Source organism: Streptomyces sp. NPDC101181 (assembly GCF_044767975.1).
In the GTDB taxonomy this organism is placed as follows: domain Bacteria; phylum Actinomycetota; class Actinomycetes; order Streptomycetales; family Streptomycetaceae; genus Streptomyces.
In genome coordinates this window covers 134,276-158,563 of the sequence record NZ_JBIWOX010000017.1, presented here as the reverse complement: position 1 = coordinate 158,563, position 24,288 = coordinate 134,276, and the positions used below count along the sequence as shown (strand labels likewise).

The 24,288-nt window shown below is 73.1% G+C and carries 23 protein-coding genes and 1 pseudogene; 13 read left to right on the top strand and 11 right to left on the bottom strand.

Annotated elements, in window-relative coordinates; all coding sequences use genetic code 11:
• Positions 1-6 precede the first annotated feature (6 nt).
• From ACIRRU_RS23810 to ACIRRU_RS23800, 3 genes and pseudogenes are all read left to right on the top strand, one after another.
• Positions 7-1,329 (top strand): annotated as a pseudogene (locus tag ACIRRU_RS23810) (sensor histidine kinase); the annotation flags it as partial.
• Between the two features lie 377 nt (positions 1,330-1,706).
• Positions 1,707-2,393 (top strand): response regulator, encoded by a 687-nt coding sequence (locus ACIRRU_RS23805; RefSeq protein WP_403683651.1) that lies wholly within the window; start codon positions 1,707-1,709, stop codon positions 2,391-2,393.
• A 41-nt stretch (positions 2,394-2,434) separates the two neighbouring features.
• Complete coding sequence (locus ACIRRU_RS23800) at positions 2,435-3,640, top strand: cytochrome P450 (RefSeq protein ID WP_403683650.1); 1,206 nt, start codon at positions 2,435-2,437, stop codon at positions 3,638-3,640.
• 47 nt (positions 3,641-3,687) lie between these two features.
• Here the strand turns inward: ACIRRU_RS23800 and ACIRRU_RS23795 are convergent, their stop codons facing one another.
• The 3 genes from ACIRRU_RS23795 to ACIRRU_RS23785 all read right to left on the bottom strand — a co-directional run bounded on the left by ACIRRU_RS23795 (position 3,688) and on the right by ACIRRU_RS23785 (position 5,475).
• Positions 3,688-4,044, bottom strand: a complete 357-nt coding sequence (locus tag ACIRRU_RS23795) for a hypothetical protein (protein WP_403683701.1) — start codon at positions 4,042-4,044, stop codon at positions 3,688-3,690.
• 228 nt (positions 4,045-4,272) lie between these two features.
• Entirely contained in the window at positions 4,273-4,548 is a 276-nt protein-coding gene (locus ACIRRU_RS23790) for a DUF1876 domain-containing protein (protein ID WP_363201893.1), read from the bottom strand.
• A gap of 45 nt (positions 4,549-4,593) precedes the next feature.
• Positions 4,594-5,475 carry a diacylglycerol kinase gene (locus tag ACIRRU_RS23785; RefSeq protein WP_403683648.1) on the bottom strand — a complete coding sequence of 294 codons (882 nt, stop codon included), beginning with the start codon at positions 5,473-5,475 and terminating at the stop codon, positions 4,594-4,596.
• 186 nt (positions 5,476-5,661) lie between these two features.
• On the opposite strand from ACIRRU_RS23785, the gene ACIRRU_RS23780 reads away from it, so the two are divergent.
• From ACIRRU_RS23780 to ACIRRU_RS23750, 7 genes are all read left to right on the top strand, one after another.
• Positions 5,662-6,945 (top strand): adenylosuccinate synthase, encoded by a 1,284-nt coding sequence (locus tag ACIRRU_RS23780; protein ID WP_363201895.1) that lies wholly within the window; start codon positions 5,662-5,664, stop codon positions 6,943-6,945.
• Between the two features lie 237 nt (positions 6,946-7,182).
• Entirely contained in the window at positions 7,183-8,070 is an 888-nt protein-coding gene (locus ACIRRU_RS23775; RefSeq protein ID WP_403683700.1) for a glycoside hydrolase family 19 protein, read from the top strand.
• A 377-nt stretch (positions 8,071-8,447) separates the two neighbouring features.
• Complete coding sequence (locus ACIRRU_RS23770) at positions 8,448-9,335, top strand: glycoside hydrolase family 19 protein (protein ID WP_403683647.1); 888 nt, start codon at positions 8,448-8,450, stop codon at positions 9,333-9,335.
• Positions 9,336-9,641: 306 nt separating this feature from the next.
• On the top strand, positions 9,642-10,331 hold the full coding sequence (locus ACIRRU_RS23765; RefSeq protein WP_403683698.1) for an RNA polymerase sigma factor: 690 nt from the start codon (positions 9,642-9,644) through the stop codon (positions 10,329-10,331).
• Positions 10,328-11,392, top strand: a complete 1,065-nt coding sequence (locus ACIRRU_RS23760) for a CU044_5270 family protein (protein ID WP_403683645.1) — start codon at positions 10,328-10,330, stop codon at positions 11,390-11,392. The genes ACIRRU_RS23765 and ACIRRU_RS23760 overlap by 4 nt, the downstream gene beginning before the upstream one ends.
• A gap of 425 nt (positions 11,393-11,817) precedes the next feature.
• Positions 11,818-13,293 carry a helix-turn-helix domain-containing protein gene (locus ACIRRU_RS23755; RefSeq protein ID WP_403683696.1) on the top strand — a complete coding sequence of 492 codons (1,476 nt, stop codon included), beginning with the start codon at positions 11,818-11,820 and terminating at the stop codon, positions 13,291-13,293.
• Positions 13,294-13,396: 103 nt separating this feature from the next.
• Positions 13,397-14,053, top strand: coding sequence for a hypothetical protein (locus tag ACIRRU_RS23750; protein ID WP_403683643.1), 657 nt, complete (start codon positions 13,397-13,399; stop codon positions 14,051-14,053).
• A gap of 33 nt (positions 14,054-14,086) precedes the next feature.
• Here the strand turns inward: ACIRRU_RS23750 and ACIRRU_RS23745 are convergent, their stop codons facing one another.
• The 3 genes from ACIRRU_RS23745 to ACIRRU_RS23735 all read right to left on the bottom strand — a co-directional run bounded on the left by ACIRRU_RS23745 (position 14,087) and on the right by ACIRRU_RS23735 (position 15,966).
• Positions 14,087-14,740 (bottom strand): TetR/AcrR family transcriptional regulator, encoded by a 654-nt coding sequence (locus ACIRRU_RS23745; protein ID WP_403683641.1) that lies wholly within the window; start codon positions 14,738-14,740, stop codon positions 14,087-14,089.
• A 96-nt stretch (positions 14,741-14,836) separates the two neighbouring features.
• Positions 14,837-15,133: a DUF397 domain-containing protein gene (locus ACIRRU_RS23740; protein WP_403683639.1), complete on the bottom strand. Its 297-nt coding sequence runs from the start codon at positions 15,131-15,133 to the stop codon at positions 14,837-14,839.
• Positions 15,130-15,966, bottom strand: coding sequence for a helix-turn-helix transcriptional regulator (locus tag ACIRRU_RS23735; protein WP_363202091.1), 837 nt, complete (start codon positions 15,964-15,966; stop codon positions 15,130-15,132). Before ACIRRU_RS23735 ends, ACIRRU_RS23740 begins: the two co-directional genes overlap by 4 nt.
• A gap of 156 nt (positions 15,967-16,122) precedes the next feature.
• Between ACIRRU_RS23735 and ACIRRU_RS23730 the strand changes: the two genes are divergently transcribed.
• Complete coding sequence (locus tag ACIRRU_RS23730) at positions 16,123-16,530, top strand: hypothetical protein (RefSeq protein WP_403683637.1); 408 nt, start codon at positions 16,123-16,125, stop codon at positions 16,528-16,530.
• Here ACIRRU_RS23730 and ACIRRU_RS23725 read toward each other — a convergent pair.
• Both ACIRRU_RS23725 and ACIRRU_RS23720 read right to left on the bottom strand, forming a co-directional pair.
• Positions 16,519-17,136 carry a GNAT family N-acetyltransferase gene (locus tag ACIRRU_RS23725; RefSeq protein WP_403683635.1) on the bottom strand — a complete coding sequence of 206 codons (618 nt, stop codon included), beginning with the start codon at positions 17,134-17,136 and terminating at the stop codon, positions 16,519-16,521. The two genes, ACIRRU_RS23730 and ACIRRU_RS23725, sit on opposite strands and share 12 nt — an antisense overlap.
• 82 nt (positions 17,137-17,218) lie before the next feature.
• Positions 17,219-17,779 (bottom strand): TetR/AcrR family transcriptional regulator, encoded by a 561-nt coding sequence (locus tag ACIRRU_RS23720; protein ID WP_403683633.1) that lies wholly within the window; start codon positions 17,777-17,779, stop codon positions 17,219-17,221.
• A gap of 211 nt (positions 17,780-17,990) precedes the next feature.
• Between ACIRRU_RS23720 and ACIRRU_RS23715 the strand changes: the two genes are divergently transcribed.
• Positions 17,991-19,367: an MFS transporter gene (locus tag ACIRRU_RS23715; RefSeq protein ID WP_403683631.1), complete on the top strand. Its 1,377-nt coding sequence runs from the start codon at positions 17,991-17,993 to the stop codon at positions 19,365-19,367.
• Here ACIRRU_RS23715 and ACIRRU_RS23710 read toward each other — a convergent pair.
• From ACIRRU_RS23710 to ACIRRU_RS23700, 3 genes are all read right to left on the bottom strand, one after another.
• Positions 19,349-21,169: a protein kinase gene (locus ACIRRU_RS23710; protein WP_403683629.1), complete on the bottom strand. Its 1,821-nt coding sequence runs from the start codon at positions 21,167-21,169 to the stop codon at positions 19,349-19,351. The genes ACIRRU_RS23715 and ACIRRU_RS23710 overlap by 19 nt on opposite strands.
• A gap of 360 nt (positions 21,170-21,529) precedes the next feature.
• Positions 21,530-22,009 (bottom strand): MarR family winged helix-turn-helix transcriptional regulator, encoded by a 480-nt coding sequence (locus ACIRRU_RS23705; RefSeq protein ID WP_403683627.1) that lies wholly within the window; start codon positions 22,007-22,009, stop codon positions 21,530-21,532.
• The gene (locus ACIRRU_RS23700) at positions 22,006-22,662 is read right to left on the bottom strand and encodes a type 1 glutamine amidotransferase family protein (protein WP_403683625.1); all 657 of its coding nucleotides are present in this window, start codon (positions 22,660-22,662) and stop codon (positions 22,006-22,008) included. Before ACIRRU_RS23700 ends, ACIRRU_RS23705 begins: the two co-directional genes overlap by 4 nt.
• 162 nt (positions 22,663-22,824) lie before the next feature.
• Between ACIRRU_RS23700 and ACIRRU_RS23695 the strand changes: the two genes are divergently transcribed.
• Complete coding sequence (locus ACIRRU_RS23695; protein ID WP_403683623.1) at positions 22,825-24,198, top strand: aspartate aminotransferase family protein; 1,374 nt, start codon at positions 22,825-22,827, stop codon at positions 24,196-24,198.
• Positions 24,199-24,288: the final 90 nt, after the last annotated feature.

Here is a 24,288-nt window from a genome sequence, read left to right as displayed (position 1 = left end):
GGAAACGTGACCGAGACCCAGTCGAAGACCAGCAGCCCGGAGTTCCGGGCGGCCGCCAGTGCGATGGACGGCCTGCGGGAAGACCTCTTCCGCCATGTGTTCGCCTACCGACCGCTGCCGCCCCTCTCGCAGGAGGGGCGGTTCATACGACAGCTGCCCGAGGGGCTGCGGAGGGCGGTGATCTGGACCCCGCACGCCCTGGTGCTGTTCGCGGCCTTCCTCGTGATGCTGTCCGGGTTCGCCAGCTGGAACTTCCGGCTCTTCGTGGGCCTGGTGCCCGCGATCGCGGTCGCGATGACCCTGATCCGGCCGGTCGCCGCGTTCTGGGCCTCCTGGGTCGCGACGTTCGTCACCGCGCTGCTGGGCAGCGAGGGGCTGTGGGGGGTGAGCGCGCTCGCCGGACAGGTGGTGGTCCTGGTGATCGTGGCCGCCCGGACCCGACCCCGTACGGCGGCCTGGATGTGGCTGCTGACCCTGCTGTTCGGAGTGGTGCTGGAGGGCGGGAGCCCGTCGATCACCGCGCCCGTGGCCGTCCTGACGGCCCTCGCGCTGCTCGTCGTCGTCCTCTTCCAGGTCCGGCGCGACGCCGAGCAGGAGGTCCGCGACGCCGAGCGGGAGGTCACCGTCCAGCGCACCGTCACCGCCGTCGAGCGCGACCGGCGCACCCTGCTGGAGGAGCGGACCACGATCGCCCGGGAGCTGCACGACGTGGTCGCCCACCACATGTCGGTCGTGGCGATCCAGGCGGAGGCCGCCCCCTACCGGGTGGAGAACCCGCCGCCCGAGCTGGAGCAGGCCTTCGTCACCATCCGGGAGAACGCCGTGGCCGCCCTCACCGAGCTGCGCCGCGTCCTCGGAGTCGTCCGCGCGGAGGACTACGCGGCCCCGGACGCCCCGCAGCCCACCCTCGCCGCACTCGACGGACTCCTGAACAACGTCCGCGACACCGGTCTGGAGACGGAGAAGGTGATCACCGGGGCCGTTCGCGAGCTGCCCCAGGGCGTCGAGCTGTCGGCGTACCGCATCATCCAGGAGGCTCTGAGCAACACCCTGCGCCACGCGCCCGGCGCCACGGCCCGGGTCGAGCTCGGCTACGTCCTCGGCGGGATCGGGGTGCGCGTGCTCAACGGGCCGCCGACCGGCCTGGTCAAGCCGTCGCCGGGGGCCGGGCACGGGATCACCGGGATGCGGGAGCGGGTGGCGATGCTGAACGGCGAGATGACGGCCACGGCGACGCGGGACGGCGGCTACGAGGTCGCGGTCTTCCTGCCCGTACCGCTGTCGGAGGAGCCGGAACCCCGTGACACGCCGACTCCGGCGGCCACACCGACTCCGGCGGCCACGGAGACCAGGGGGGCGGGCACGGAGACCACGGCGGGCGGTTGGGGCGGCGGGAATTCCGCAGGCTCCGAGCCCGCCCGGCCCACCGAGCCCACCCGGCCCGCGCCCACCCGGCCTGAGGCTCCCGCCGCACCCACCCGGCCCACCGAGCCCACGCGGCCCGCGCCCGCCCGGCCTGAGGCCCCCGCCGCACCCGCCCGGCCCACCGAGCCCACTCGGCCCGCGCCCACCCTGCCTGAGGCCCCCACCGCGCCCGCCACCGATACCGCCGACACCAGCGACACCGTCGTCCTCGACCGGAGCGACCGAAGCGAGCAGGGCGACCGGGGCGAGCAGGGCGACCGAAGCGACCGGGGTGAGCGGGCATGAGCGACACCGGCACCCCGGCCCCGGCCGACACCCGGGTCCTGATCGTCGACGACCAGATGATGGTCCGCGAGGGCTTCTCCGTCCTGCTCAACGCGATGCCCGGGATCACCGTCGTGGGCGAGGCGGTCGACGGTCGCCAGGCCCTCGCCCAGGTCGCCGCCCTGCGCCCGGACGTCGTCCTGATGGACATCCGGATGCCGGAGATGAACGGCATCGAGGCGACCCGCGAGATCGTCGCCCAGGACGCCGACGCGAAGGTCCTGGTGCTGACGACCTTCGACCTGGACGAGTACGTCTACCAGGCGCTGCGGGCCGGGGCCTCGGGCTTCCTCCTCAAGGACGCCTCGGCCCGGCAGCTCGCCGACGGGGTGCGGGTGGTGGCCTCGGGGGAGGCGCTGCTCGCCCCGACGGTCACCCGGCGGCTGATCACCGAGTTCTCCAAGCTCGCGGAGGCCCCGCGCCCGCCCGCCCTCGCCCGGATCGGGGATCTCACCGAACGGGAGACGGAGGTCCTCGTCCTGATCGCCCAGGGGCTGTCCAACGCGGAGATCGCCGCGCATCTGATCGTCGCCGAGTCGACGATCAAGACGCACGTCAGCCGCGTCCTGGTGAAGCTGGGCCTGCGCGACCGGACCCAGGCGGCGGTGTTCGCGTACGAGGCGAGGCTCGTCACCCCGGGGTAGCGGCCCCTTGCGGTCGGCGCGGGCGCGGGTAGCGTCGGGTCATGCACGTGTCCTTCGACCCCTGGTCGCCCGCGTTCGTCGCCGATCCGTACCCCGCCTACGCCGCCCTGCGCGCCGCCGGCCGGGCGCACTGGTTCGAGCCGACCGGGCAGTGGCTGATCCCGCACCACTCCGACGTGTCGGCCCTGCTGCGCGACCGCCGGCTGGGCCGGACGTATCTGCACCGCTTCAGCCACGAGGAGTTCGGCCGCACCCCGCCGCCCGCCGCGCACGAGCCGTTCACCACGCTCAACGGTCAGGGCATGCTCGACTTGGAGGCCCCCGACCACCCCCGCATCCGGCGGCTGGTCTCCAAGGCGTTCACCCCGCGTACGGTCGAGAACCTGGCCCCGACCGTCCGGCGGCTGGCCTCCGAGCTGGTCGACGCCTTCGTGGCGAAGGGCGGCGGGGACCTGCTGGCGGAGGTCGCCGAGCCGCTGCCGGTCGCGGTGATCGCGGAGATGCTGGGCGTCCCGGAGGCGGATCGGGGGCTGCTGCGGCCCTGGTCGGCGGCGATCTGCGGGATGTTCGAGCTGAACCCGTCGCAGGAGACGGCCCGCGCCGCCGTCCGGGCCTCCGTCGACTTTTCCGGCTATCTGCGCGGACTCATCGCCGAGCGTCGCAAGGCCCCCGGCGATGATCTGGTCTCGGCGCTCATCGCCGCCCACGACGAGGGGGAGCGGCTGAGCGAACAGGAGATGATCTCCACCTGTGTCCTGCTGCTGAACGCGGGCCACGAGGCGACGGTGAACACCACCGTCAACGGCTGGCGCACCCTCTTCCACCACCCGGGGCAGCTGGCCGCCCTGCGCGCCGACCCCGCGCTGCTGCCCACCGCGGTCGAGGAACTGCTGCGCTACGACACCCCGTTGCAGATGTTCGAGCGCTGGGTGCTGGACGACATCGAGATCGACGGCCGGACCATCGGGCGCGGCGCGGAGGTGGCGCTGCTGTTCGGCTCGGCCAACCGGGACCCGGAGCGGTTCGCGCGGCCGGACACCCTGGACCTGTCCCGGCCGGACAACCCGCACATCACCTTCGGCGCGGGCATCCACTACTGCCTGGGCGCCCCACTGGCCCGCCTCGAACTGTCCGCGTCCTTCGGCGAGTTGCTGCGGAAGGCACCCACGATGCGGCTGGTGGCCGAGCCGGAGTGGCACCCCGGTTACGTGATCCGGGGGCTGAAGGAGCTGGTGGTGGAGGTCTAGGCGCGGAGAACGGGAGCGCTTCGGGCCCGCCCCGCCCCCTCGGCCGGTCAGCAGGGTGTGCCGCAGTCCTGCAGCGACCGCGGACCGGCCAGGACCTCGAAGCCGGACCCGAACGCGGCGATCCCCGCGAGGGCCGCCGCCAGTCCGAGCGCCGGGCGCCACCGGCCGCGTATCACGGTGAAGACGGCCAGTGTGGCCACCGCCCCGCCGAGCGCCATGACGGGCAGGCCCAGCCACAGGACGTCCGCGTTGATCTCCCCCTCGAAGCCGCCGTCGAGACCTCGCCTACCGTACGGAAGCCAGGCCGCGACCCCCGCCAGGGCCCCGAGCACGGCGGTCAGACAGCCCACAGCGCCGGTGGCGGCCTCTCGTCGGGTTCCCCCGGTGTCCCCGTCGGTGTCCATGGGGGAGAGGACGCGCGGGCCCGCCCCGGGGGTTCCCACCCCGCGCACCGCCCTCCTCCAGGCCCCGGCCGCCGGCTGCGGGGCCCACCCCGTTCACCAGGGCCGTGATGCCGCCCGGCGGAGCCGTCCGCACGGCTCCCCGGAGCCCGACGGGGATCAGTGGATCAGGGGCATGGAGATCAGGTGATCAGGGGAGCGGAGGGATCAGGCGATCGGGAGATCGGGCGATCAGGGCGTCAGCGGGTACGACGTCCGCCCGGATGCCTCGTCGATCTCGTCGTGCGCCTTCGTCAGCAGTCTCATCGCCAGTTCGTTGAGGGCCCGCGCCCCCGCGATCTCCTCGCCCACCCGCTGCTGGTCCGCGTCCGAGGGGTGGCGGCTGGCGTAGCCGTGGGCGCGCACCTCCGTACCGTCGGAGAGGCGTACGAGGGCCGCGGCACGGGTGCGGTGGCTGTCCTCCTCGAATTCGAGGTCGATGTGCCAGCCAACGGCGATCCTGTTCATGACCGTCACCTCCGGGGCGTGGGGCATGTGGGGCGGTCGCCCCTCTCAGCGTGCGCCTGTCGCCCCGCCCGCGCTCGCCGGGGCGGGCAGCATGAGCCCCCAGGCGCCCGCCCGGACCGTCCAGGTGCGGGTCCGGACCGGACCGCCGGTCTGTATGTCGGCCCGGTAGCGGAAGTCCGCGCCGGAGACCGTGACCGCCTTGGCCGCCGCCGTCACGTCCCGGCCCGAGGAGGTGCGGACGACCACGTCGGCCAGGCCCCCGTCGCCTTGGGAGGTCACCGAGAGGCCCCGCACGGGCGTGTCCAGGTCGCTCAGCAGCACCCCGTCCGCCTCGATGCGCAGCCGGTGCGTGCCCGGGTGGGCGGCGGCGGCCACCGGGGCCGGGCGGACCAGCGACGACACCAGCGAGCGGCAGGTGTGCCAGACGGAGGCGCCGCCCGGGTGCGGGCTCTGCGGGCCGGGAGGCGGAGGCGGCGGGGCGGGGATGCGGAGCCGCCCCAGCACCACGCCGTCGCTGTCGTCGACCAGCAGGTCCAGCCGCCGCACCGCCCCGTCGAGCGCGGTCCGTGCGGCGGCCACCGCGCCCCGGGGCACCCCGAGGGCGTGGGCCACCTCCAGGGCGTGCGCGGCGCCCACCGGGATCAGGGAGAGCACGCCCCGGGCCAGCTCCCGCTCGCGGTGCAACTGGGCGACGGCGCGCAGCAGGGCGTGGTCGTCGCCGACCACCACCGGTCGGCGCGAGCCCCGGCGGGACAGGGCCCTGGCGAACTCCTCGGGGCTGTCCGGAAGGCAGATCTTGGCGTGCGAGCCGGCGCTCAGCACGTCCTTCGCGATGCGGACGGACTCGCCGTCACTCCGGCGCGCGGCCGGGTCGATGACCACCAGGAGCTGGTCGCCGCCGTCGCCGGGGGGCTCTGCAGCCGACACCTCGGTCCTTCCTCGGGTAGCATCTTGGTGCAAGAGCCCCTTGCGCTATTGCGCCAGGGGCTTCGTCTATTCCGGGGCACCCGGTTCGACGGCTCAGGCTGTGCCGTACACCGTCGTACGGCTGGTACGACCTTGACGTACGCCCCCTGGCCTTGGACATGCCCCGCCCGGAAGGGGTGTACGCCTGTGCCCGCACTTGTGCTGCTCGGTGCTCAGTGGGGTGACGAGGGCAAGGGGAAGGCCACCGATCTCCTCGGTGGATCCGTGGACTATGTCGTGCGATACCAAGGCGGTAACAACGCCGGTCACACGGTCGTCGTGGGCGACCAGAAGTACGCACTGCATCTCCTCCCCTCCGGAATCCTGTCGCCGGGCTGTACCCCGGTCATCGGGAACGGTGTCGTGGTCGACCCGGCGGTCCTGCTCTCCGAGCTGAGCGGTCTGAACGAGCGAGGCGTCGACACGTCCAAGCTTCTGATCAGCGGCAACGCTCATTTGATCACTCCGTACAACGTCACGCTCGACAAGGTGACCGAGCGCTTCCTCGGGAAGCGCAAGATCGGCACGACGGGGCGGGGCATCGGCCCGACGTACGCCGACAAGATCAACCGGGTGGGCATCCGCGTCCAGGACCTCTACGACGAGTCGATCCTGGAGCAGAAGGTCGAGGCGGCCCTGGAGCAGAAGAACCAGCTCCTGGCGAAGGTGTTCAACCGCCGGGCCATCGAGGCCGGCAAGGTGGTCGAGGACATGCTCCAGTACGCGGAGCAGATCAAGCCGTTCGTCGCCGACACGACCCTGATCCTGAACGATGCCATCGACGACGGCAAGGTGGTCCTCTTCGAGGGCGGCCAGGGCACTCTGCTCGACGTCGACCACGGCACGTATCCCTTCGTCACCTCCTCGAACCCGACCGCGGGCGGCGCCTGCACCGGCGCCGGGGTCGGCCCGACGAAGATCAGCCGCGTGATCGGCATCCTCAAGGCCTACACGACGCGGGTCGGCGCGGGTCCGTTCCCGACCGAGCTGTTCGACGAGGACGGCGAGGCGCTGCGGCGCATCGGCGGTGAGCGCGGTGTCACCACCGGCCGGGACCGCCGCTGCGGCTGGTTCGACGCCCCGATCGCGCGGTACGCGACCCGGGTCAACGGCCTGACCGACTTCTTCCTCACCAAGCTGGACGTGCTCACCGGCTGGGAGCGGATCCCGGTCTGTGTGGCGTACGAGATCGACGGCAAGCGCGTCGAGGAACTCCCTTACAACCAGACCGACTTCCACCACGCGAAGCCGGTCTACGAGACCCTGCCGGGCTGGTCCGAGGACATCACGAAGGCCAAGACCTTCTCCGACCTGCCGAAGAACGCGCAGGGGTACGTGAAGGCCCTGGAGGAGATGTCGGGCGCCCCGATCTCCGCGATCGGCGTCGGCCCCGGCCGCACCGAGACGATCGAGATCAACTCGTTCCTGTAGGCGGTGTCCGGCCCGTGGGGCCCGGGACCGGACCGGAATGGTCCGGTCCCGGGCCCCACGGCGTCCGCACGCTGTCCGACGGGGACAGAAGTGCCCCTGGTGGTCTAGACCTTGACAGGTTCAGACCAATGCGGATTGGCTGGTGATCCCCATGTCGGCCTGCCGGGTGCTCGGTGTGCCGCGCCGAAGGAGTGACCAGTGCTGTATCGCGTCGATCGCTTCAAGAAGTTCCTGACCGTGCCCCTCACCGCGGCCGCCCTCGGTGCCGCTCTCCTGGCGGCCGTACCCACCGCGTCGGCCGTGCCCGCCGCGTCGGGCGCCGACCCGGCTGTCGCCCGCGCCGCCGAGCCGTGCGCGCCGCTCCACAGCGCCACGGCCGACTACCGCGCCGGGGACACCGTCTCCCACCACGGCCGCAACTGGAGCGCCAAGTGGTGGACCCGGGGCGAGAATCCGGGCGCGGGATCCGCCTGGGCGGACCGGGGCGTCTGCACGGGAGGGGTCTCCGACTTCGTCATCGGCGAGGAGGAGTTCGACGCGATCTTCCCGGACCGCGACCCCTTCTACACGTACCAGGGGCTGATCGACGCGTTGCACGCCTACCCGCGCTTCGCCAACGTCGGTACGCCGCAGACGCGGGCCCGGGAGGCGGCGGCGTTCCTGACGCACGCGGACTTCGAGTCGGTGGGGCTGAGGTACGTCAAGGAGATCAACGAGGCCAACTACGGGCGCAAGTGCGACGACACCCAGCCCTTCGGCTGCCCGGCGGGGCGTGAGGCGTACTACGGGCGCGGCCCGATCATGTTCAGCTGGAACTTCAACTACAAGGCCGCCGGGGACGCCCTCGGCCTCGACCTGCTGAACGACCCCTGGCTGGTCGAGCGGGACCCGTCCGTCGCGTGGGCGACCGCGCTCTGGTACTGGAACACCCAGAACGGCCCCGGCACCATGACCTCGCACGACGCGATGGTCGGGGGCGCGGGCTTCGGCGAGACGATCCGCTCGCTGAACGGGGCCCTGGAGTGCGACGGCGGCAATCCGGCGTCGGTCGCCGCACGGGTGGAGCGGTACGAGCGCATCACCGGCGTCGTCGGCGTGGCCCCGGGGTCCGGGCTCACCTGCTGATCGGCGTCAGGACGCGGCGCCCGAAGGAGGGGGCGGGCGACCGCGTCCGGCGGCGGCAGCGGGGATGGGGCCTCGCCCCGAAAGCCGTCCACCAAGGGGCGGAGGCCGTCCGTATGGTGGGCGGGGCGGAAGATTTTACTTTTGCCGCCGCGCCCGTTCGCGGACGGCCCCGGTGGGCTCCCTCCGGAAGAGCGGCTGTTGAGAGCGCTCTTGACGCGGTCGCCGCGGGTGGCCGGGTCTCGCGACCGGCGGAACCTCCGGCTTTTCCGATGCTGGTCTAGACCTTGACAGGTTCAGACCATTCTCGCTTGAGTGGCGGGCACCCCCCACAGCGGCGCACGGCTGGACGTCGCGCCGCGTCCAAGGAGTGTGTTCACGTGATCCGACGTGTCATGAGCGTGCTGGTCGCGCTCGGAGCGCTCGTCGCGGCGCTCGTCGTCCTCCCCGCCGCCACCGCGCAGGCCGCGGCCTGCGCCGGGGCCTGGAACGCCTCTTCCGTCTACACCGGCGGCCAGTCCGCCTCGCACAACGGCCGCAACTACACCGCCAAGTGGTGGACCCAGAACGAGACCCCGGGCAGCTCCGACGTCTGGACCGACCAGGGCGCCTGCGGCACGGGCGGCGGCGACGGTCCGGGCCAGAGCAACGGGTTCGTCGTCAGCGAGGCCCAGTTCAACCAGATGTTCCCGAACCGGAACGCCTTCTACACGTACCAGGGCCTCACCGACGCCCTGAGTGCCTACCCCGCCTTCGCCAACACCGGCAGCGACGAGATCAAGAAGCGTGAGGCCGCGGCCTTCCTCGCCAACGTCAGCCACGAGACCGGCGGGCTTGTGTACATCAAGGAAGTCAACGAGGCCAACTACCCCCACTACTGCGACGCCAGCCAGCCCTACGGCTGCCCGGCCGGGCAGTCCGCCTACTACGGCAAGGGCCCGATCCAGCTGAGCTGGAACTTCAACTACAAGGCCGCCGGTGACGCGCTCGGCATCGACCTGCTGAACAACCCCTACCTGGTCGAGCAGAACGCCGCCATCGCCTGGAAGACCGGCCTCTGGTACTGGAACAGCCAGACCGGCCCCGGCACCATGACCGGCCACAACGCCATCGTCAACGGCGCCGGCTTCGGCGAGACGATCCGCTCCATCAACGGCGCGATCGAGTGCAACGGCGGCAACCCGGCCCAGGTCCAGAGCCGCATCGACAAGTTCACGCAGTTCACGCAGATCCTCGGGACCACGACCGGCTCGAACCTGAGCTGCTGATCCCGGCCCCACCCGTCACGGGGGGTGCTCCCGGCTCGCGCCGGGGGCACCCCCCGTCGCACTGCCGGGACCACCCCCGGCTCCTGCCTCCAGGACCGCGGTTGACACGATCGCCGGTACGTACGGTGCGGACGGTGTGCGTACGGCTCGAACCGAGGCGCCCGGATGTGACGCGGGCCACGGGAACCGGGCGGAGGTCCCGGAGAGGTACAGGGCGTGGAGCACATCGAACAGTCGCCACCCCCGGCCCGCCCGCCCGATCCGGCCCGTCCGGCACCCCCGCCGGACGGGCCGGATCGGGCGGAGGTGGAACAGCCTGAGGGCACCGAGGCGGACGCGCGCGTACGGGAGCTGGTCCGGGCGGGCGACCGCGAGGTCTTCGCAGGCCTCTACGACCGGTACGCCCGTGCCGTCCACCGGCACGCCGCCCGTCTCATCGGGGACCTCTCCGCTGCCGAGGACGTGATGTCGGAGACCTTCCTGGCCGCTTGGCGCACCCGGGAACAGGTCGACCCCGAGGGCGGTCCGCTGGGGCCCTGGCTCCTCGGCATCGCCACCAACAAGGCCCGCAACCACCGGCGCGGCACCGGCCGCAGGCTGGCGTTCCTGGCCCGGCAGCCGAAGCCGCGGGAGATCGAGGACTTCGCACAGGCCTCCGCCGAGCGGCTGGACCACCGGCGGGAACTCGCGGCCGTACGCGAGGTGCTCGACCGGCTCCGGCAGCCCGAGCGCGAGGTGCTGGCGCTCTGCGTCTGGGCCGGGCTCGATTACGCACAGACCGCGGACGCGCTCGGTGTGCCCGTGGGCACCGTACGCTCCCGGCTCTCGCGGGCCCGGAAGCGGCTGCGCGTACTCGCGGACGGGCATCTCGCGGACGAGCGCACGGCGGAGGAGCGGCGGCACCGGGGCATCGGCCGGGAACCCCGCGGGGGCCGCGGAGAGGTAGGAGGCAGGGCGGCAGTCGTCGCCCTGCCGAGCGAGAGGGGATCGCGATGACGGGTACCGACGAAGGCCGCGAGGTGGGTGCGGCCGAGCGCGCCGGACTGGCGCGGCTGCTGCCGCCGGCCCCCGTGACCGCCCTTCCGCCCGGCCGTCACGAGCACCACAGGGAACGCCTGATGAAGCTGATCGACGACGACACCGCCCGCGCCCAGGAGCATGCCGGGGCACGGCCCGGCCCGGAGGACCGGGCCGGCGGGCGCGGGGGGCACCCCGCCCGGCCGCGGCTGCTGCGGCCCTCCTTCCTGGCGCCCGTCACCGCGCTGGCCCTGGCCGGGGTGCTGGTCGCGGGCTACTCCGCGCGGGACGGCGGCCCAGGGGCCACCGGCGACACCCGGTCGGTGTCCCAGGTGCTGCACCGCATCTCGGACGCGGCGGGGAGGAACGAGGCCCTGCCGGTCCGCGACGACCAGTTCGTCTACACGCGCGCCACGGGCCGGGAGGTCGACCTGACGAGCGGCACGGCGGTGGTCGGCCCGCTGAAGGAGTCGGAGTACTGGTTCTCGCAACGGCCCGGCCCGCAGAAGAAGCTCGGTCTGAGCCGCACGGACGGCAAGACGATGCCCGTCAACGCCGAACTGGGTGACAGCGAGGGCACCCGGCCGGGCCTGTCCCGGCCCACCTACCGCTGGCTGGCCACGCTGCCCACCGAGCCGCGGCAGCTGCTGGACTACCTCACCGAGCTGACCCCGAAGTTCGCGGGGGAGGACCGCGACCATGCCGTCTTCACCTCGATCGGCCACCTGATCGGTGAACCGCTCCTGCCGCCGGACACCGCCTCCGCGCTCTTCGAAGCCGTGGCCCTCATCCCCGGGGTCACCCGGGCCCCCGACGCCGTGGACGCGCTGGGCCGCAAGGGCGTGGGCATCGCCCGCGAGGACGACCGGTCCGCCACGCGCACGGAGTGGGTCTTCGACCCGGATGACCTGACGTATCTGGGCTGGAGCAGCCGGCTGACGAGGGACACGGAGTACGGCGAGAAGGGCGGCCTCCTCGGTGACGGCGCCGTGATCGAGCGGGCGGTCGTCGACACGGCGGGTGTGCCGCCCCGTGACTGAACCTCGGTGTCCCACGACGGGACCACCATGACCGACTGAACCGCCGTCCCGGCGACTGGACCGCCGTGGCCGGTGGGTGGACCGCCGTGCCCGGTGACCGAGTGGCGGAGTTCCGCTCCTGAGCGGCGGGGCCCGCGCCCGGCCTGCGGGCGTCCCGCACGGGGCGGGGACCGGCGACAGCGACCACCCCCGTGAGCCGCTGCCGCCGGGTTCCCCCCCGGCTCCGGCGCCCCCCCCGGGCGGGCCGGGGCGCGGTGCCGGAACACGTTCGCACCCTAGTCCGAGGGGTAGGGGGACCGGGAGGTTCAATACGCCCAGTGGGGCGGCCGCGGCGGTATCAGGTCGCACAGCCACCCTCGTCCGGGCGACACGGGGAACGGGGGGACACCGTGCGTGTACGGGAGCGTGTGGACGATCTGCTGCGGATGCACCGGCTGGTACGGAGCGGGGGCACGCCCGCGATGCTGCGCTGGCTCTCCGGCCGCGCCGGGGGGTGGGCCGGGCTCCTCGGGCCGGACGGGACCGTGCTGCACGCGGCGGCCCGTACGGAGCAAACGCCCTTACCGGACATAGCCGGGCTGCTGGCCGAGGGCGCGGCGGCCCTGACCGAGCGCGGGGCCCAGGCGTACTCCCTCGACACCGGGCAGCACACCGCCTTCCTCTTCCCGCTCCTCCCGGCGGGCGACGACACCGCCGCCGCCCCGCTGCTGGCCGTCGTCGCACCCCGGCCGGTCGCCGCCGGGCTCGCCGCCCTGCTGGCGGACGCGGTGCCCGCACTGGAGCTGTGCTGGCAGGCCGAGACGGTGGAGCGCAAGCGTCGCCGCGTGGACCTCGCGGAGTCGCGGGGCCGGGAGGCGGTGCTGCACCTGCTGATGACGGGGCAGCTCTCCATCGCCCAGCAGGTCGCCGGTGCGCTGCGCCCCCGGCTCCCCGACCCGGTGCGGGTGTGCGTCGTGGAGTGCTCCGGTGACGGGCGGGACGAGGTGGCCCGGGTCTGCGCGGAGGCGGACGGCAGCCGGTCGTGGATCGTGCGGTGCCCCGTCTACGTCCGCCACCTCATCCTCGTGATGCCCGCCGACCAGGCTGCGGAGGGCGCTCCGGCGACCGATGAGGCCGTGGCCGCCCGGGTCGGTGACTGCGTGGTGGGCGTCAGCGAGGCCGTCCCGCTCGCCGACACCGCCACCGGCTACCGCCAGGCCTTCCACGCCCTGGCCGTCGCCCGCGAACTGCCGTCCCGGCACGCCCGGTTCGGGGTCTTGCCGGAGGCGGCGCTCGTCGTCGGTCCCGCCGGGCGGCAGTGGGCCGACGCCCTGCTCACCCCGCTCCTGACCCACGTACCGCGCCGCGCCCAGGACCCCGGCAGCCAGGAACTGGCCGCCACCGCCGGCTCCTGGCTGGCCTTCTCCTCGCACGCCACCGACCACCTGAAGGTCCACCGCAACACCCTGGCCGCCCGGGTCCGGTTCATCGGCGAACTACTCGGCCTCGACCTGAACCGCCTCGCCGACCAGGCCGCCCTCGATCTGGCCCTGCGCGTCCGGGCCACCCCCGCCCCGGTGTGCACCACCGAGCCCACCCCGTACGGCGATGCGACGGGCGGCGCCGGGGGAGCGGCTCGGGCGCTCGAGGCGGTCCTGCGCCACCCCTCCGTACGGGAGTGGGCCGAGCAGCAGCTGGCGCCGCTGGAGCCGGTCCCGGGCTCGGAGGCGACCCTGCGCGCCTGGCTGGAGTGCGAGGGCCGCCTCGGGCCCACCGCCGCCCGCCTCGGCATCTCCGTTCCCGGCGCCCGCAAGCGCCTCACCCGGCTGGAGACCACGCTCCAGCGCTCCCTGCTCCGCCCGCCGAGCGCCCGCTACGACCTGTGGCTGGCGCTGCGGGCGCGGGACCTCGCGGTCCCGTAGAGCGCGAGGAATCGTCACAGAGCGTTACTAGTACGGTGTGTTAGTTTGGGGCAGGAGGTCAGAACAACACACCGTACTGGTCACGATCAGGGAGGGTGCGGCCATGGGGTCGAGCTGGAACGACCGACGACTTGAGCGGCGCGTGAAGCCGGGCGACGGAAAGCCGCTGAAGCCGTTCCGCTGGTGGCAGATGACCCGGCGCTCGCTGTTCTTCATCGCGCTGCCGGTGGGCGGCGGCCGCTCCACGACGTACACGGTGGAGGTCAAGCACGGCGGGGACGCCGAGACGGGCGTGGTCCGGGCCCGGCTGTACCGCGACGGGTTCTGCGAGGCCGAGTCGAAGCTCCCGGCGCGCTTCCCCGTCCCCGGCGGCAACATCGAGGCCCGCAGGAGCGAAGTGGGCATGCGCCGCTGCCACTTCGTCGCGGACGACGGTACGGAGACACGACTCGCCCCCGACCCCCGGTCGGCGGAGGGGCGGCGCATGAGGTTCGCCCACGAGCACCCGGGCGCCAGCGCTATCGTCGGGGCCGTGTCGGTGGTGCTCCTGCTGATCGGGGTCGGCCTCAACCTGTTGCAGGCCGCCCAGCCGATCTCCGAGATCCCGCCCATCGCCGAGTCGTTGGGCACCTTCGAGTCGCCGCTGCGGCTGCCGGTGTGGCTCAACGTCACGCTCGGCCTCGGCGCGGCGTTCGGCGCGGTGGAACGCGCCATGCGGATGCGCTACCACTGGCTCCTGGACGGCGGCGCCGGCACCTGAGACGCCGGAGGCACGTGCGGGCCCCCGCGGGCTTCAGATCCGGTCGGCCAGCACGAGGTCGACGCCGATGCCGAGCATGTCCAGCTCGGTGGCGATCCGCGCGTCCTCGCTCGGCAGCACCTGCTCGACCGAGACGCCGTTGGCCAGCGTCAGCAGGAACCGCGCCCGGCGTGCCGTGTCCCCGGCGGCCAGCGCCCCCTCCTCGACCAGCACCTCCAGGCACCCCTCGACGCGGCGGGTCACCTCGTGCTGCATCGCCTGGTACTCCGCCCGCATCGCCTGCGTGGGCTCCGACGCGATGTACCGCTCGTGCACCGTCAGCCACGCCTCCCGCGCACCCCGTGGGCTGTCCTGCGGTACGAGCAAACCCTGGACGCACCCCATCAGGCGGTCACGCGGTGGGATGGACGTGTCCCGGAAGGCGGCCTCCGGCAGGACCAGGTCGAAGACGACCTTCAACATGGCGTCCATGAGCGCGCGTTGCGTCGGGAAGTGGTGGCGCAGCGATCCCGTGCTCACCCCCGCCCGCTCCGCCACGGCCCGCACGCTCAGCGCCGCCCCCGCGCCCTCGCCCAGCATCGTCGAGGCGGCCCACAGGATCCGGTCCCGGCTCTTCAGCCCCTCGGGCGGCGCCGGGTGCGCCGACGGGGGTTGCGGTTCCGCGTCACCAGCACGCTGTACTGCCATGATTCCGACGCTAACACGCCCGCCACCAGCGGATACGACAGGACCGCCGCCTCCGGTGGGCCACGGAGGCGGCGGTCCTGTCGGTTCGCGCCCGGCTCACTCCGCCCAGGTGACGAACGCCGACCAGGCGTCGGGCGCGACGGAGAAGACGGGCCCGTCGGTCACCTTGGAGTCGCGGACGTGGACCGAGTGCGGGCAGGCGGCGACCTCGACGCAGTCGCCGCCGCTGGCGTTGCTGTGGGAGGACTTGTGCCACGCGGCCGACACCTCGACGCAGTTGCCCCCGCTCTCACTGCTGTAGGAGGACGTCCGCCAGTCGAAGGCGACCTCGATGCAGTTGCCGCCGCTATCGCTGCTGTAGCTCGACGTGAACCATCGGAGGGTGCTGCTCATTCCTTCACTCCTGCCAACCGCATGATGAGGTCCAGCGATTCGCGAGGACCCAGAGCCTGTGACCGGATCTTCGCATAGCGCTGAGCGTAGGTGCTCACCTTTGCCGGGTCACTGATCAGTAGGCTCTCGTCCTGCACTTCTAGATAGACAAGGTGCTCGTGGTCCGGAGTCTCCACCATGTTCATCTCGCCGCGAGCTCCTGCGTACTCCCCGTACTTGCCCGCGTCCAGCGGCAGCACCAGCAGCGTGACATTGCGGCGCCGGGCGCACTCCACGAGATGGAGCAACTGCTCCCGCATGATCTCGTCGCTGCCGATGACGCGGCGCAGAACGGACTCGTCGATGATGATCTCGATCATCGGGAGCGGGTCGCGGTCGAAGAGGACCGTGCGTGCCATCCGGAGCTGGACCAGCTCCTCCACGCGCGCGTCGGAGAGCGGCGGGTGTCCGCCACCGATGAGCGCCCGCGCGTACGCCTCCGTCTGGAACAGCCCGTGAATGACATTCGTGGCGAACAACTGGAGGCTGAGCGCGGCCTCCTCCAGTAGCGCGTAGTCCTTGAACTGCTCGGGCAGCCGCTCCATCCGCATGTACTGCCGTGCCGTGTCGAAGATGCGCGTGCCGTTGCCGAACACCCGTTGCAGCTCGACCAGCATCGCGTCGCTCGCGGGCTGCGCGCAGGTCTCCATCGCGCTGATCGCCGCCGCCGAGTAGCCGATCTCCTTGCCCTCCTGCTCCTGCGTCCACCCGCGCTGGACGCGGAGCGTTCGGGCCATCTCGGCCACCATCCGGGCCATCGGGCTCGCCGTTTCCTTGTTCTCCGAGCTTGCCATCACGCGATCTCTTTTCGACTCAACCAAACTCAACCGGTCACTACGCGAAGCCGCTCGCATCAACTCGGTCCCAGTGGAGTTCGAGCAGGTCAACGGCTTTCCGACGCACCTCGGCAGGCATGGAAAACGCTAGGTGATCGACGCCACACTCGTCCTGTGAACGCATTGAATCGTGGATGGAAAATCGACTGGCTTCCGGACGCCGGATTCCAGCTCCGCAAGGCGGGCGTGCAATTCGACGCCGTCCGTGTCGACGGCGAACAGGGGAGGGAACTGGCCGACCTGATGGAGAAACTGGTCGGCGGGGAGCCCGGCCCGGTGGTCACCGAGTCCAACGGGCGGCGCGGGGTCTACTTCCTCGTCCCGGCGGGCTCGACGGCCGGACGTCCCTGGCCGCGTGAGGTGACCACCTTCAACGCGGCCACGGGCCGGGTGAGTTACGTCCCCGTACCGGCGATCGGTGGTGACACCTGGCCGCTGATGTGGCGCTACCCGCCGAGGGTGGCGGGCCGGTTCGTGCACACGTTGATCCTGTTCAACGCGGCCTATGCGTTACTGAGTTGACCGTCCGAGGTAGGTCAGGGGCCCGGGGTCGTGGACCGGTATCGGGTGGAAGCCGACGCTGTCGTAGAAGGCGCGGGCGCCGGTGTTGGCGGTCACCATGCTCAGGTGGACGGCCGGGACGCCCCGGGAGTGGAGTGCGGCCAGGAAGGCCGTGATCAGACGGCGTCCGTGTCCCGCGCGCTGGTGGTCCGGCAGCAGGTCGATGTGGAGGTGGGCCGGGTAGGCGGCCAGCTCGGGGAGCAGCATCCGCTCGGGATCGTGCATCAGAGAGGTCATCGCCTCGGTGGGGGTGGCGGGTTCGCGGACGGGAGCCGGATAGCGGTCGGCGAGGCCGGGGAGCCATTCGGCGCGGTAGCGGGCGACGAAGGACGGGGTGTCCGCCGTGCCGAGGACGTAGCCGACGGCCCGTCCGCCGTCCTCGACGACGAAGGCCAGATCCGGTTCGAGTACGGCGTAGGGCGCGGCGAAGATGCTCGGCAGGAGGTCGTGGTCCGGGTAGAGGTGGCGGGCGTCCCCGCCCTCGTGTCCGGTGCGTACACAGATGTCGAACAGGGCCTCGCGGTCCTCGGGGCGGTACGGGCGCAGCGTGGCCACGGAGGAAGTCATGCGGGGATCTTTCTCCGTGGGGAGCGCTCCCGCAAGAGTGTTTGCCGTTCCTTGAGTTGACCGTGCGCGAGGCGTTGCCGGGCTATGCGGGGCGCGGGCCGGGGGCGGCCGTGACGCGGGCGACGGCCTCGGCCGTCAGGGCGCGGTCGTGCGGTTCGGTCTCCAGGGCGCGGTGGATGGACAGACCCTCGATGAGCGCGTCGAGCTGCCGGGCGGTCGCCGGGTCGAAGTGCCATTCCAGGGCGCGTCGGCTGCGGCCCATCCAGGTGCGGGTCAGCTCGCGGAAGGCGGGTTCGCGAGCGGCGAGGGTGTAGAGCTCGTGGGTCAGGATGAGCTCGCGCTGGTTGCCGCTGGAGAGGTGGTGGACCAGGTCGGTCACCGCGGCGCGGGCCTCCTCCGGGGTGTTCGCCGCGCCGAGATGGTCCTCGAAGACGGCGACGATCGTCCCGGAGAACCGGGTGAACGCCTCGTGCAGCAGCTGGTCCATGCCCGAGAAGTGGTACGTCATCGAGCCCAGCGGCACGCCCGCGCGGGCGGCCACCTTGCGGTGCGAGAGGCCCGCGACGCCCACGTCGACGATGACGTCGAGTGCCGCGTCGATGATGCGGTCCCGTCGCTCGGGGTCGGTGCGCCCGGTCGCCACGCGGCGCCTCCTGGGGGTGGGTGTGGGTCTGGCCGAGGTGTGCTCGCAGCATAGGGCGGCGGCGCGGGATGTACGTACGTACACTCTGGAGTGTACGATCGTACGCTTGCGGGTCCTCCCGCCTCGCACGCCCTGCACGCCTTGCCGCTTTCCCTCCTTCCCTCCTTCCCTCCTTCCTGTCCCGCTCTCTCGTCGTAAGGACTCGCCGGTCATGGACGCAACGACCCGCCGCTGGCGCGCCGCGCTCTTCCTCTTCATGCTCGCCATCGGCGTGAGCATGGCGTCCTGGGTGGCCAGGACGCCCGCCGTACGGGACGCGCTGGAGGTGTCCACCGGGGCCATGGGCCTGGTGCTGTTCGGGCTCTCCGTCGGCTCGATGGCGGGCGTCCTGGTCTCGGGCGGCCTGGTACGCACGTACGGCGGGCGGCTGGTGATCATGATCGGCGGGTCGCTGATCGTCGCGGGGCTGCTGGGGATCGCGGTGGGCGCGGCGCTGGAGGTGTCCGGCGGGGTCTTCGGCGGGCTGGCGCTGTTCGGGGCCGGGATGGGGCTCGCGGAGGTGGCGTTCAACATCGAGGGCGCCGCCGTCGAACGAACCCTCGGCCGCCCGGTCCTGCCCGTGCTGCACGGCTGCTTCAGCCTGGGGACGGTGGTGGGCGCGCTGCTGGGGATGGGGCTGACGGCGGTGCGCTTCCCGGTGGGCTGGCACCTGGCGGTGGTGGCCGTGGCCGTCACGGCGGCCGGAGTGTGGACGGTGCGGGGGGTGCCGTCGGGGACCGGCCGCGAGGAGTCCGCCACGGAAGGGTCCGGGGCCGGCCGCGAGGAGACCTCCACCGAAGGGTCCGGGGACGGCCGTGAGGAGCCCTCCACCGAAGGTGAAGGCGAAGGCGTGGGCGGGGGCGGGGGCCAAGGCGAAGGCGGGAGCACGGGGCGCAAGCGGGGGCGGGGAACGGGCGGCGTGCGGGCGCAGTTGGCGGTGTGGCGGGACCGGCGGTTGGTGCTGATCGGGCTGATCGTGCTGGCCATGGCGTTCGCGGAGGGCTCGGCCAACGACTGGCTGCCGCTGCTGATGGTGGACGGCCACGGGACGAGCGCGACGGGCGGTTCGCTGACGTTCATGCTCTTCGCCGTCGCGATGACGACGGGCCGGTTCACCGGCGGGCCGCTGCTGGTGCGCTACGGCCCGGCCGCCGTGGTCCGGGCGAGCGCGCTGGTGGCGGCGGTGGGCGTGGCCCTGGTGGTGTTCTCCTCCAGCGCGCTGCTCGCCGGTGCGGCGGCCGTGCTGTGGGGGCTGGGCGCCTCGCTGGGCTTCCCCGTCACGATCTCGGCGGCCGGTGAGGGGGCGGAGCCCGGCGAGGCCTCGGCCCGGGTCGCGGCGGTCTCCACCGCGGGCTACGCGGCGTTCCTGGTCGGTCCGCCGTCGCTGGGGTTCCTCGCCGACCACGTGGGGCTGCGGAACGCGATGCTGGTGGTTCTGGTGCTGCTGGGCGGGGCGGCCCTGATCACCGGGGCGCTGCGGCGGAGGACACCCGAGCGCCCCGAGGCTGCGGCGCCCGCCGCTCGGTCGGCTCAGTCCGACCTGGTGTAGGTGAGGCTCTCGCCCGTGCTGGTGATCGTCCGGCGCAGGGTGCCGTCCTGGAGCAGGGTCAGGTGGGTGGCTTTGCCGGGGGAGCAGGAGGCGGCCGGTTCGCCGGAGGTCACCTTGGAGGGCCCGATCCGGACGGGGCCGTCGGCGGCGGGGCTGGTGGCCAGGGGGGCGCTGAACTCGCAGTGGTACGTGGAGCCGGAGGACAGGGGGCCTTCGGCGGTGAGGGTGAGGACCTGGTCGCCGACGTCGCCCTGGCGGATCGTCAGCGTACGGGTGGAGGAGCCCCGGTCGCCGGGTATGGAGCCGGACCAGGTGCCCACGTAGTCGCCGGGGACGGCGCCTTCGGAGCCGCCGACGCCCTTGCCGTCGGACGAGGGGGACGGGCCCGGACCCGCGCCGGTGCCCCTGGCACCGTCCTTCATGAACGCGTACACGGACCCGCCCGCGCCTATCGCCACGACCACCGCCACGGCGATCAGCGCGGCGGTGGCCCCGGCGGAGCGGCGCTCCGGGGCGGGCGGCGGGGGCGTGGGGGCGAAGTACACCGGGGCGTAGGGCTGCGGGGCGGTGGTGTGGTGGTGAGGGCGGGGATACCCGTTCGGGTAAGGGTGGGCGTACCGGGGCGGCGCGGGGTTCGGGCGGCCGGGAGCCGGTACGGGCGGGTGCGGCGCCCCCGGATGCCGCGCGGCGGTCGGGGCGTCGGGAGCCGGGGTGCGCGGGGCGGCCGGGGTCCGCGAGGCGTCAGGGGTGGCCGGTGTCCGTGAGGTGCCAGGGGCGGCTGGGGGCGATGAGGCCGGTGGGGCGGTCGGGGGCGACGAGGCCGGTGGGGCGGCCGGGGCTTTCGAGGCGCCCGGTTCCGCAGGCGCCTCCGGGTCCTCGGCGTCGAGCAACCCCACCGCCTGGCGGCCCAGTTGGGCGATGAGCGTGCCGGGCAGCCAGGGCTCGTCCGCCTCGGCCGCGCCCAGACGCGCCAGGATCTCGTCCGTACCGGGCCGGGCGGCCGGATCCTTCGTCAGGCAGTCCCGTACGACGTCGGCGATCTCCGCCGGGACGCCGGTCAGGTCCGGGTCCTCCTGGGCGATCCGGAACATCAGGGCGTGCGAGCCGCCGCTTTCCGCCGAGCCGAAGGGCAGCCGGCCGGACGCCGCGTACGCGAGGACGGAACCGAGGCAGAACACGTCGCACGCGGTGGTCACGCGCTCGCCGCGCACCTGCTCCGGGGCCATGAACCCGGGTGAGCCGATGATGGCCCCGGTGCGGGTGAGGTCCCCGTCGGCCACGGAGTCCAGGGCGCGGGCGATGCCGAAGTCGATGACCCGGGGACCGTCGATGGTGAGGAGCACGTTGGACGGCTTCAGGTCGCGGTGGATGAGCCCGGCGCCGTGGATGTGCTGGAGGGCGTGGGCGAGCCCGGAGCCGAGGAACCGGACGGAACGCACCGGGAGGGGCCCGTACGCCTCCGAGGCCGCGACCGGGGCGCCGGGGCGGCCGGAGACGACGCGCTGGAGCGAGGGCCCGGCGACGTAGCCGGTGGCGACCCAGGGGACGGGGGCCTCGGTGTCGGAGTCCAGCACCGGGGCGGTCCAGGCGCCGCCGACCCGGTGTGCGGCGTGCACCTCCTGGCGGAAGCGGGCGCGGAACTCGGGGCGCTCGGCCAGCTCGCGGCGGACCAGCTTGAGCGCGACGGTGCGGCCGCGGTCGGACCGGGCGAGGAAGACCTGCCCCATGCCGCCCTCGCCGAGGCGGCCGAGCAACCGGTACGCGCCGATGCGATGCGGATCGTCGGGACCGAGCTTGTCCATGGTGCGCTTCCTCCCCCTGCGGCCCGCACGAGGATAACGCCGCGCCCCCGGGACCGTTCGGGCCGTGCCCGTAGCCACCGTTCGGGCCATGCCTCCCGGGACCGTTCGGGCCGTGCCCGTAGCCACCGTTCGGGCCATGCCTCCCGGACCGTTCGGGCCGTACCCGTAGCCGGAGGGCGTCCGGGGCCGGTGGCGGTCGGCAGCGGGTGCCGCGGGCCCGGTCCGCGGGGGGGCAGGTCCCGGTCCACGGAGCGGGGGCCGGGTGCCGGTCCGCGGGGGCGGGGATGCCCGTACCCTCGCCCCCGTGGACCGAGGCCTCCAGCGGGGCCGACGCCTCCCCGCGGACCGACGCCCCCGCGGTCAGGCGCTCCGGGCTCCCGCCCTCCTCCCTCCCGCGTCCAGGGTGTCCAGGGCCGTCGACAGCCGCTCCAAGGCCGCCGTCACCCGCGCGAAGTCCTCCGCTCCCAGCTCGCCCGCCAGCCGCGCGGCGAACTCCGCGTGGCCCGGGTCGATGCGGGACACCGCGTCCCGGCCCGCGTCCGTCACCCGCAACAGCTTCGCGCGGCGGTGGGCCGGGTTCTCCGCGTACTCCGCGAGGCCCCGCTCCACCAACAGGTCCGCGATCCGCTGCACGCTCTGCCGGGTGATGCCCATCTCCCGCGCGATCCCCGCGACCGGCAGCGGCTCCGGCAGTACCGCCCCCAGCACCTGCCACCACGCCGCCGTGAGACCGCCCGGACGGGCCAACTCGTCGGCCACCGACAGGAACTGTCCGTTCAGCCGGAACACCGTGAGCGCGGTCCGGCTCAGCAGGTCCTGCTGGTCACGCGCCTCGCTCACGCGCCCGCGCCCCTGTCTCCGGTCTCCTGGGTGCGCTCCTCTTCGGGGCCCTCCGTGTCCTCGCCCGCCAGCACCTCGTAGGCGCTGGCGTCCGAGTCGTGGAACAGCCGGTACCACGCGTCCAGCTTCTTCGGCCCGTACACCCCCAGCAGCCTGAACACCTCGCGGGCGAACGCCACCGGCTCCGTCGGCCCGGCCGTGACCAGCCCGCCGTCCGTCACCGCGTCCGCCGCCACGTACCGCGCGCCACCGCCGTACCCCGTCGCCGCGAGGTAGAACGAGACCGCGCTCGTGTGCGCCCGGTCGTCCAGCAGCCCCTCGCGGGCCAGTCCGGCCGTCGCCCCGCAGATCGCCGCGACCGGCACGTCGGCGCCCAGGAAGGCGTGGGCCGACCGCGCGAACGGGGCCAGCGTGCCCCCGGTGTCCCAGGCGGTCGCCCCGGTCAGGATCAGCAACGCGCTGTCCTGCGGCCGCAGTTCGTCCAGGGCCAGGTCCGGCTGGACGCGCAGGCCGCCCATGGTCGTCACCGGCTCCAGGGAGAGTCCCACGGTCCGCACGGTGTAGCCGTTCTGCGCGAGATGGGCGGTGGTGTAGCCCGTCTCCCAGTCGGCGAACGTGTCGTACACGGCGAGATGGACGGTCCTGCTGGTCACGATGGTCTCCTCGGTTCGATGTCAGTATGCTGTCGTCATGGCAGCTTGCTGTCAATGAGGGTGTGGTGGGCGGCCAGGTCCCCGACACCCTGCCGATCCGCGCGCCCCACGCCATACAAGATGGCCATGGAGGCCGCCCCCACCAGCGCCTACGCTCACCACATGACCCCTCATGCCCCTCATGCCCCGTACGCCGACCCCGCAGCCGGTGCGGCCGTGAAGGCCGCGGACCGCGCGCACGTGTTCCACTCCTGGTCCGCCCAGGGCCTCATCGACCCGCTCGCCGTCGCCGGCGCCGAGGGGTCCTGCTTCTGGGACTACGACGGCAACCGCTACCTCGACTTCAGCAGCGGGCTCGTCTACACCAACATCGGCTACCAGCACCCCACCGTGGTCGCCGCGATCCAGGAACAGGCGGGCAAGCTCGCCACCTTCGCGCCCGCGTTCGCGATCGAGTCGCGCTCCGAGGCCGCACGCCTCATCGCCGAGCGCACGCCGGGCGACCTGGACAAGATCTTCTTCACCAACGGCGGGGCCGAGGCCGTCGAGAACGCCATCCGGATGGCCCGGCTGCACACCGGCCGCCCGAAGGTGCTCTCCGCCTACCGCTCGTACCACGGGGCCACCTCCACCGCGATCAACCTGACCGGTGACCCGCGCCGCTGGCCCTCCGACAACGGCTCGGCCGGCGTCGTCCGCTTCTGGGCGCCGTTCCTCTACCGCTCGCCGTTCTACGCCGGGACCGAGGCCGAGGAGTGCGCCCGCGCGCTCCAGCACCTGGAAGACACGATCGCCTTCGAGGGACCGTCCAGCATCGCCGCGGTCATCCTGGAGACGATCCCGGGCACCGCGGGCATCATGACCCCGCCGCCCGGTTATCTGGCGGGCGTCCGCGAGATCTGCGACCGGTACGGGATCGTCTTCGTCCTCGACGAGGTGATGGCCGGGTTCGGCCGTACCGGCGCCTGGTTCGCCGCCGACCACTTCGACGTCGTACCGGACCTGCTGACCTTCGCGAAGGGCGTCAACTCCGGGTACGTACCGCTCGGCGGCGTCGCGATCAGCGCCGAGATCGCGGAGACCTTCGCGACCCGCCCGTACCCCGGCGGCCTCACCTACTCCGGGCACCCGCTGGCCTGCGCCGCCGCCGTCGCCACCATCGGCGTGATGGAGGACGAGAAGGTCGTCGAGCACGCGGCCCGGATCGGCGAGACCGTACTCGGCCCCGGCCTGCGCGACCTCGCCGAACGCCACCCCTCCGTGGGCGAGGTCCGCGGCCTCGGCGCCTTCTGGGCCCTGGAGCTGGTCCGCGACCGCGAGACGCGCGAGCCGCTCGTCCCGTACAACGCCTCGGGCGAGGCCAACGCCCCCATGGCCGCCTTCGGCGCGGCGGCGAAGAAGCAGGGGCTGTGGCCGTTCATCAACATGAACCGGACCCACGCCGTGCCCGCCTGCACCATCTCCGAGGCCGAGGCCAAGGAGGGCCTCGCGGCGCTGGACATCGCGCTCTCCGCGGCCGACGAGTACACGGTGTAGCCGGTACGCTCCCGGCGCGCGCCCTCCGCACCCCGCCGCCGTGCCCGGAAACGGGCACGGCCGCGGCCCTGGCTTAAGGTGACCCGAGCT

What these genes read in the sequence shown, in the direction of transcription:
- ACIRRU_RS23805 (WP_403683651.1), top strand. Translation starts at nt 1,707, where the DNA reads ATGAGCGACACCGGCACCCCGGCCCCGGCCGACACCCGGGTCCTGATC.
- ACIRRU_RS23800 (WP_403683650.1), top strand. Translation starts at nt 2,435, where the DNA reads ATGCACGTGTCCTTCGACCCCTGGTCGCCCGCGTTCGTCGCCGATCCG.
- ACIRRU_RS23795 (WP_403683701.1), bottom strand. Translation starts at nt 4,044, where the DNA reads ATGGACACCGACGGGGACACCGGGGGAACCCGACGAGAGGCCGCCACC.
- ACIRRU_RS23790 (WP_363201893.1), bottom strand. Translation starts at nt 4,548, where the DNA reads ATGAACAGGATCGCCGTTGGCTGGCACATCGACCTCGAATTCGAGGAG.
- ACIRRU_RS23760 (WP_403683645.1), top strand. Translation starts at nt 10,328, where the DNA reads ATGACGGGTACCGACGAAGGCCGCGAGGTGGGTGCGGCCGAGCGCGCC.
- ACIRRU_RS23755 (WP_403683696.1), top strand. Translation starts at nt 11,818, where the DNA reads ATGCACCGGCTGGTACGGAGCGGGGGCACGCCCGCGATGCTGCGCTGG.
- ACIRRU_RS23750 (WP_403683643.1), top strand. Translation starts at nt 13,397, where the DNA reads ATGGGGTCGAGCTGGAACGACCGACGACTTGAGCGGCGCGTGAAGCCG.
- ACIRRU_RS23745 (WP_403683641.1), bottom strand. Translation starts at nt 14,740, where the DNA reads ATGGCAGTACAGCGTGCTGGTGACGCGGAACCGCAACCCCCGTCGGCG.
- ACIRRU_RS23740 (WP_403683639.1), bottom strand. Translation starts at nt 15,133, where the DNA reads ATGAGCAGCACCCTCCGATGGTTCACGTCGAGCTACAGCAGCGATAGC.
- ACIRRU_RS23735 (WP_363202091.1), bottom strand. Translation starts at nt 15,966, where the DNA reads ATGGCAAGCTCGGAGAACAAGGAAACGGCGAGCCCGATGGCCCGGATG.
- ACIRRU_RS23725 (WP_403683635.1), bottom strand. Translation starts at nt 17,136, where the DNA reads ATGACTTCCTCCGTGGCCACGCTGCGCCCGTACCGCCCCGAGGACCGC.
- ACIRRU_RS23715 (WP_403683631.1), top strand. Translation starts at nt 17,991, where the DNA reads ATGGACGCAACGACCCGCCGCTGGCGCGCCGCGCTCTTCCTCTTCATG.
- ACIRRU_RS23710 (WP_403683629.1), bottom strand. Translation starts at nt 21,169, where the DNA reads ATGGACAAGCTCGGTCCCGACGATCCGCATCGCATCGGCGCGTACCGG.
- ACIRRU_RS23695 (WP_403683623.1), top strand. Translation starts at nt 22,825, where the DNA reads ATGACCCCTCATGCCCCTCATGCCCCGTACGCCGACCCCGCAGCCGGT.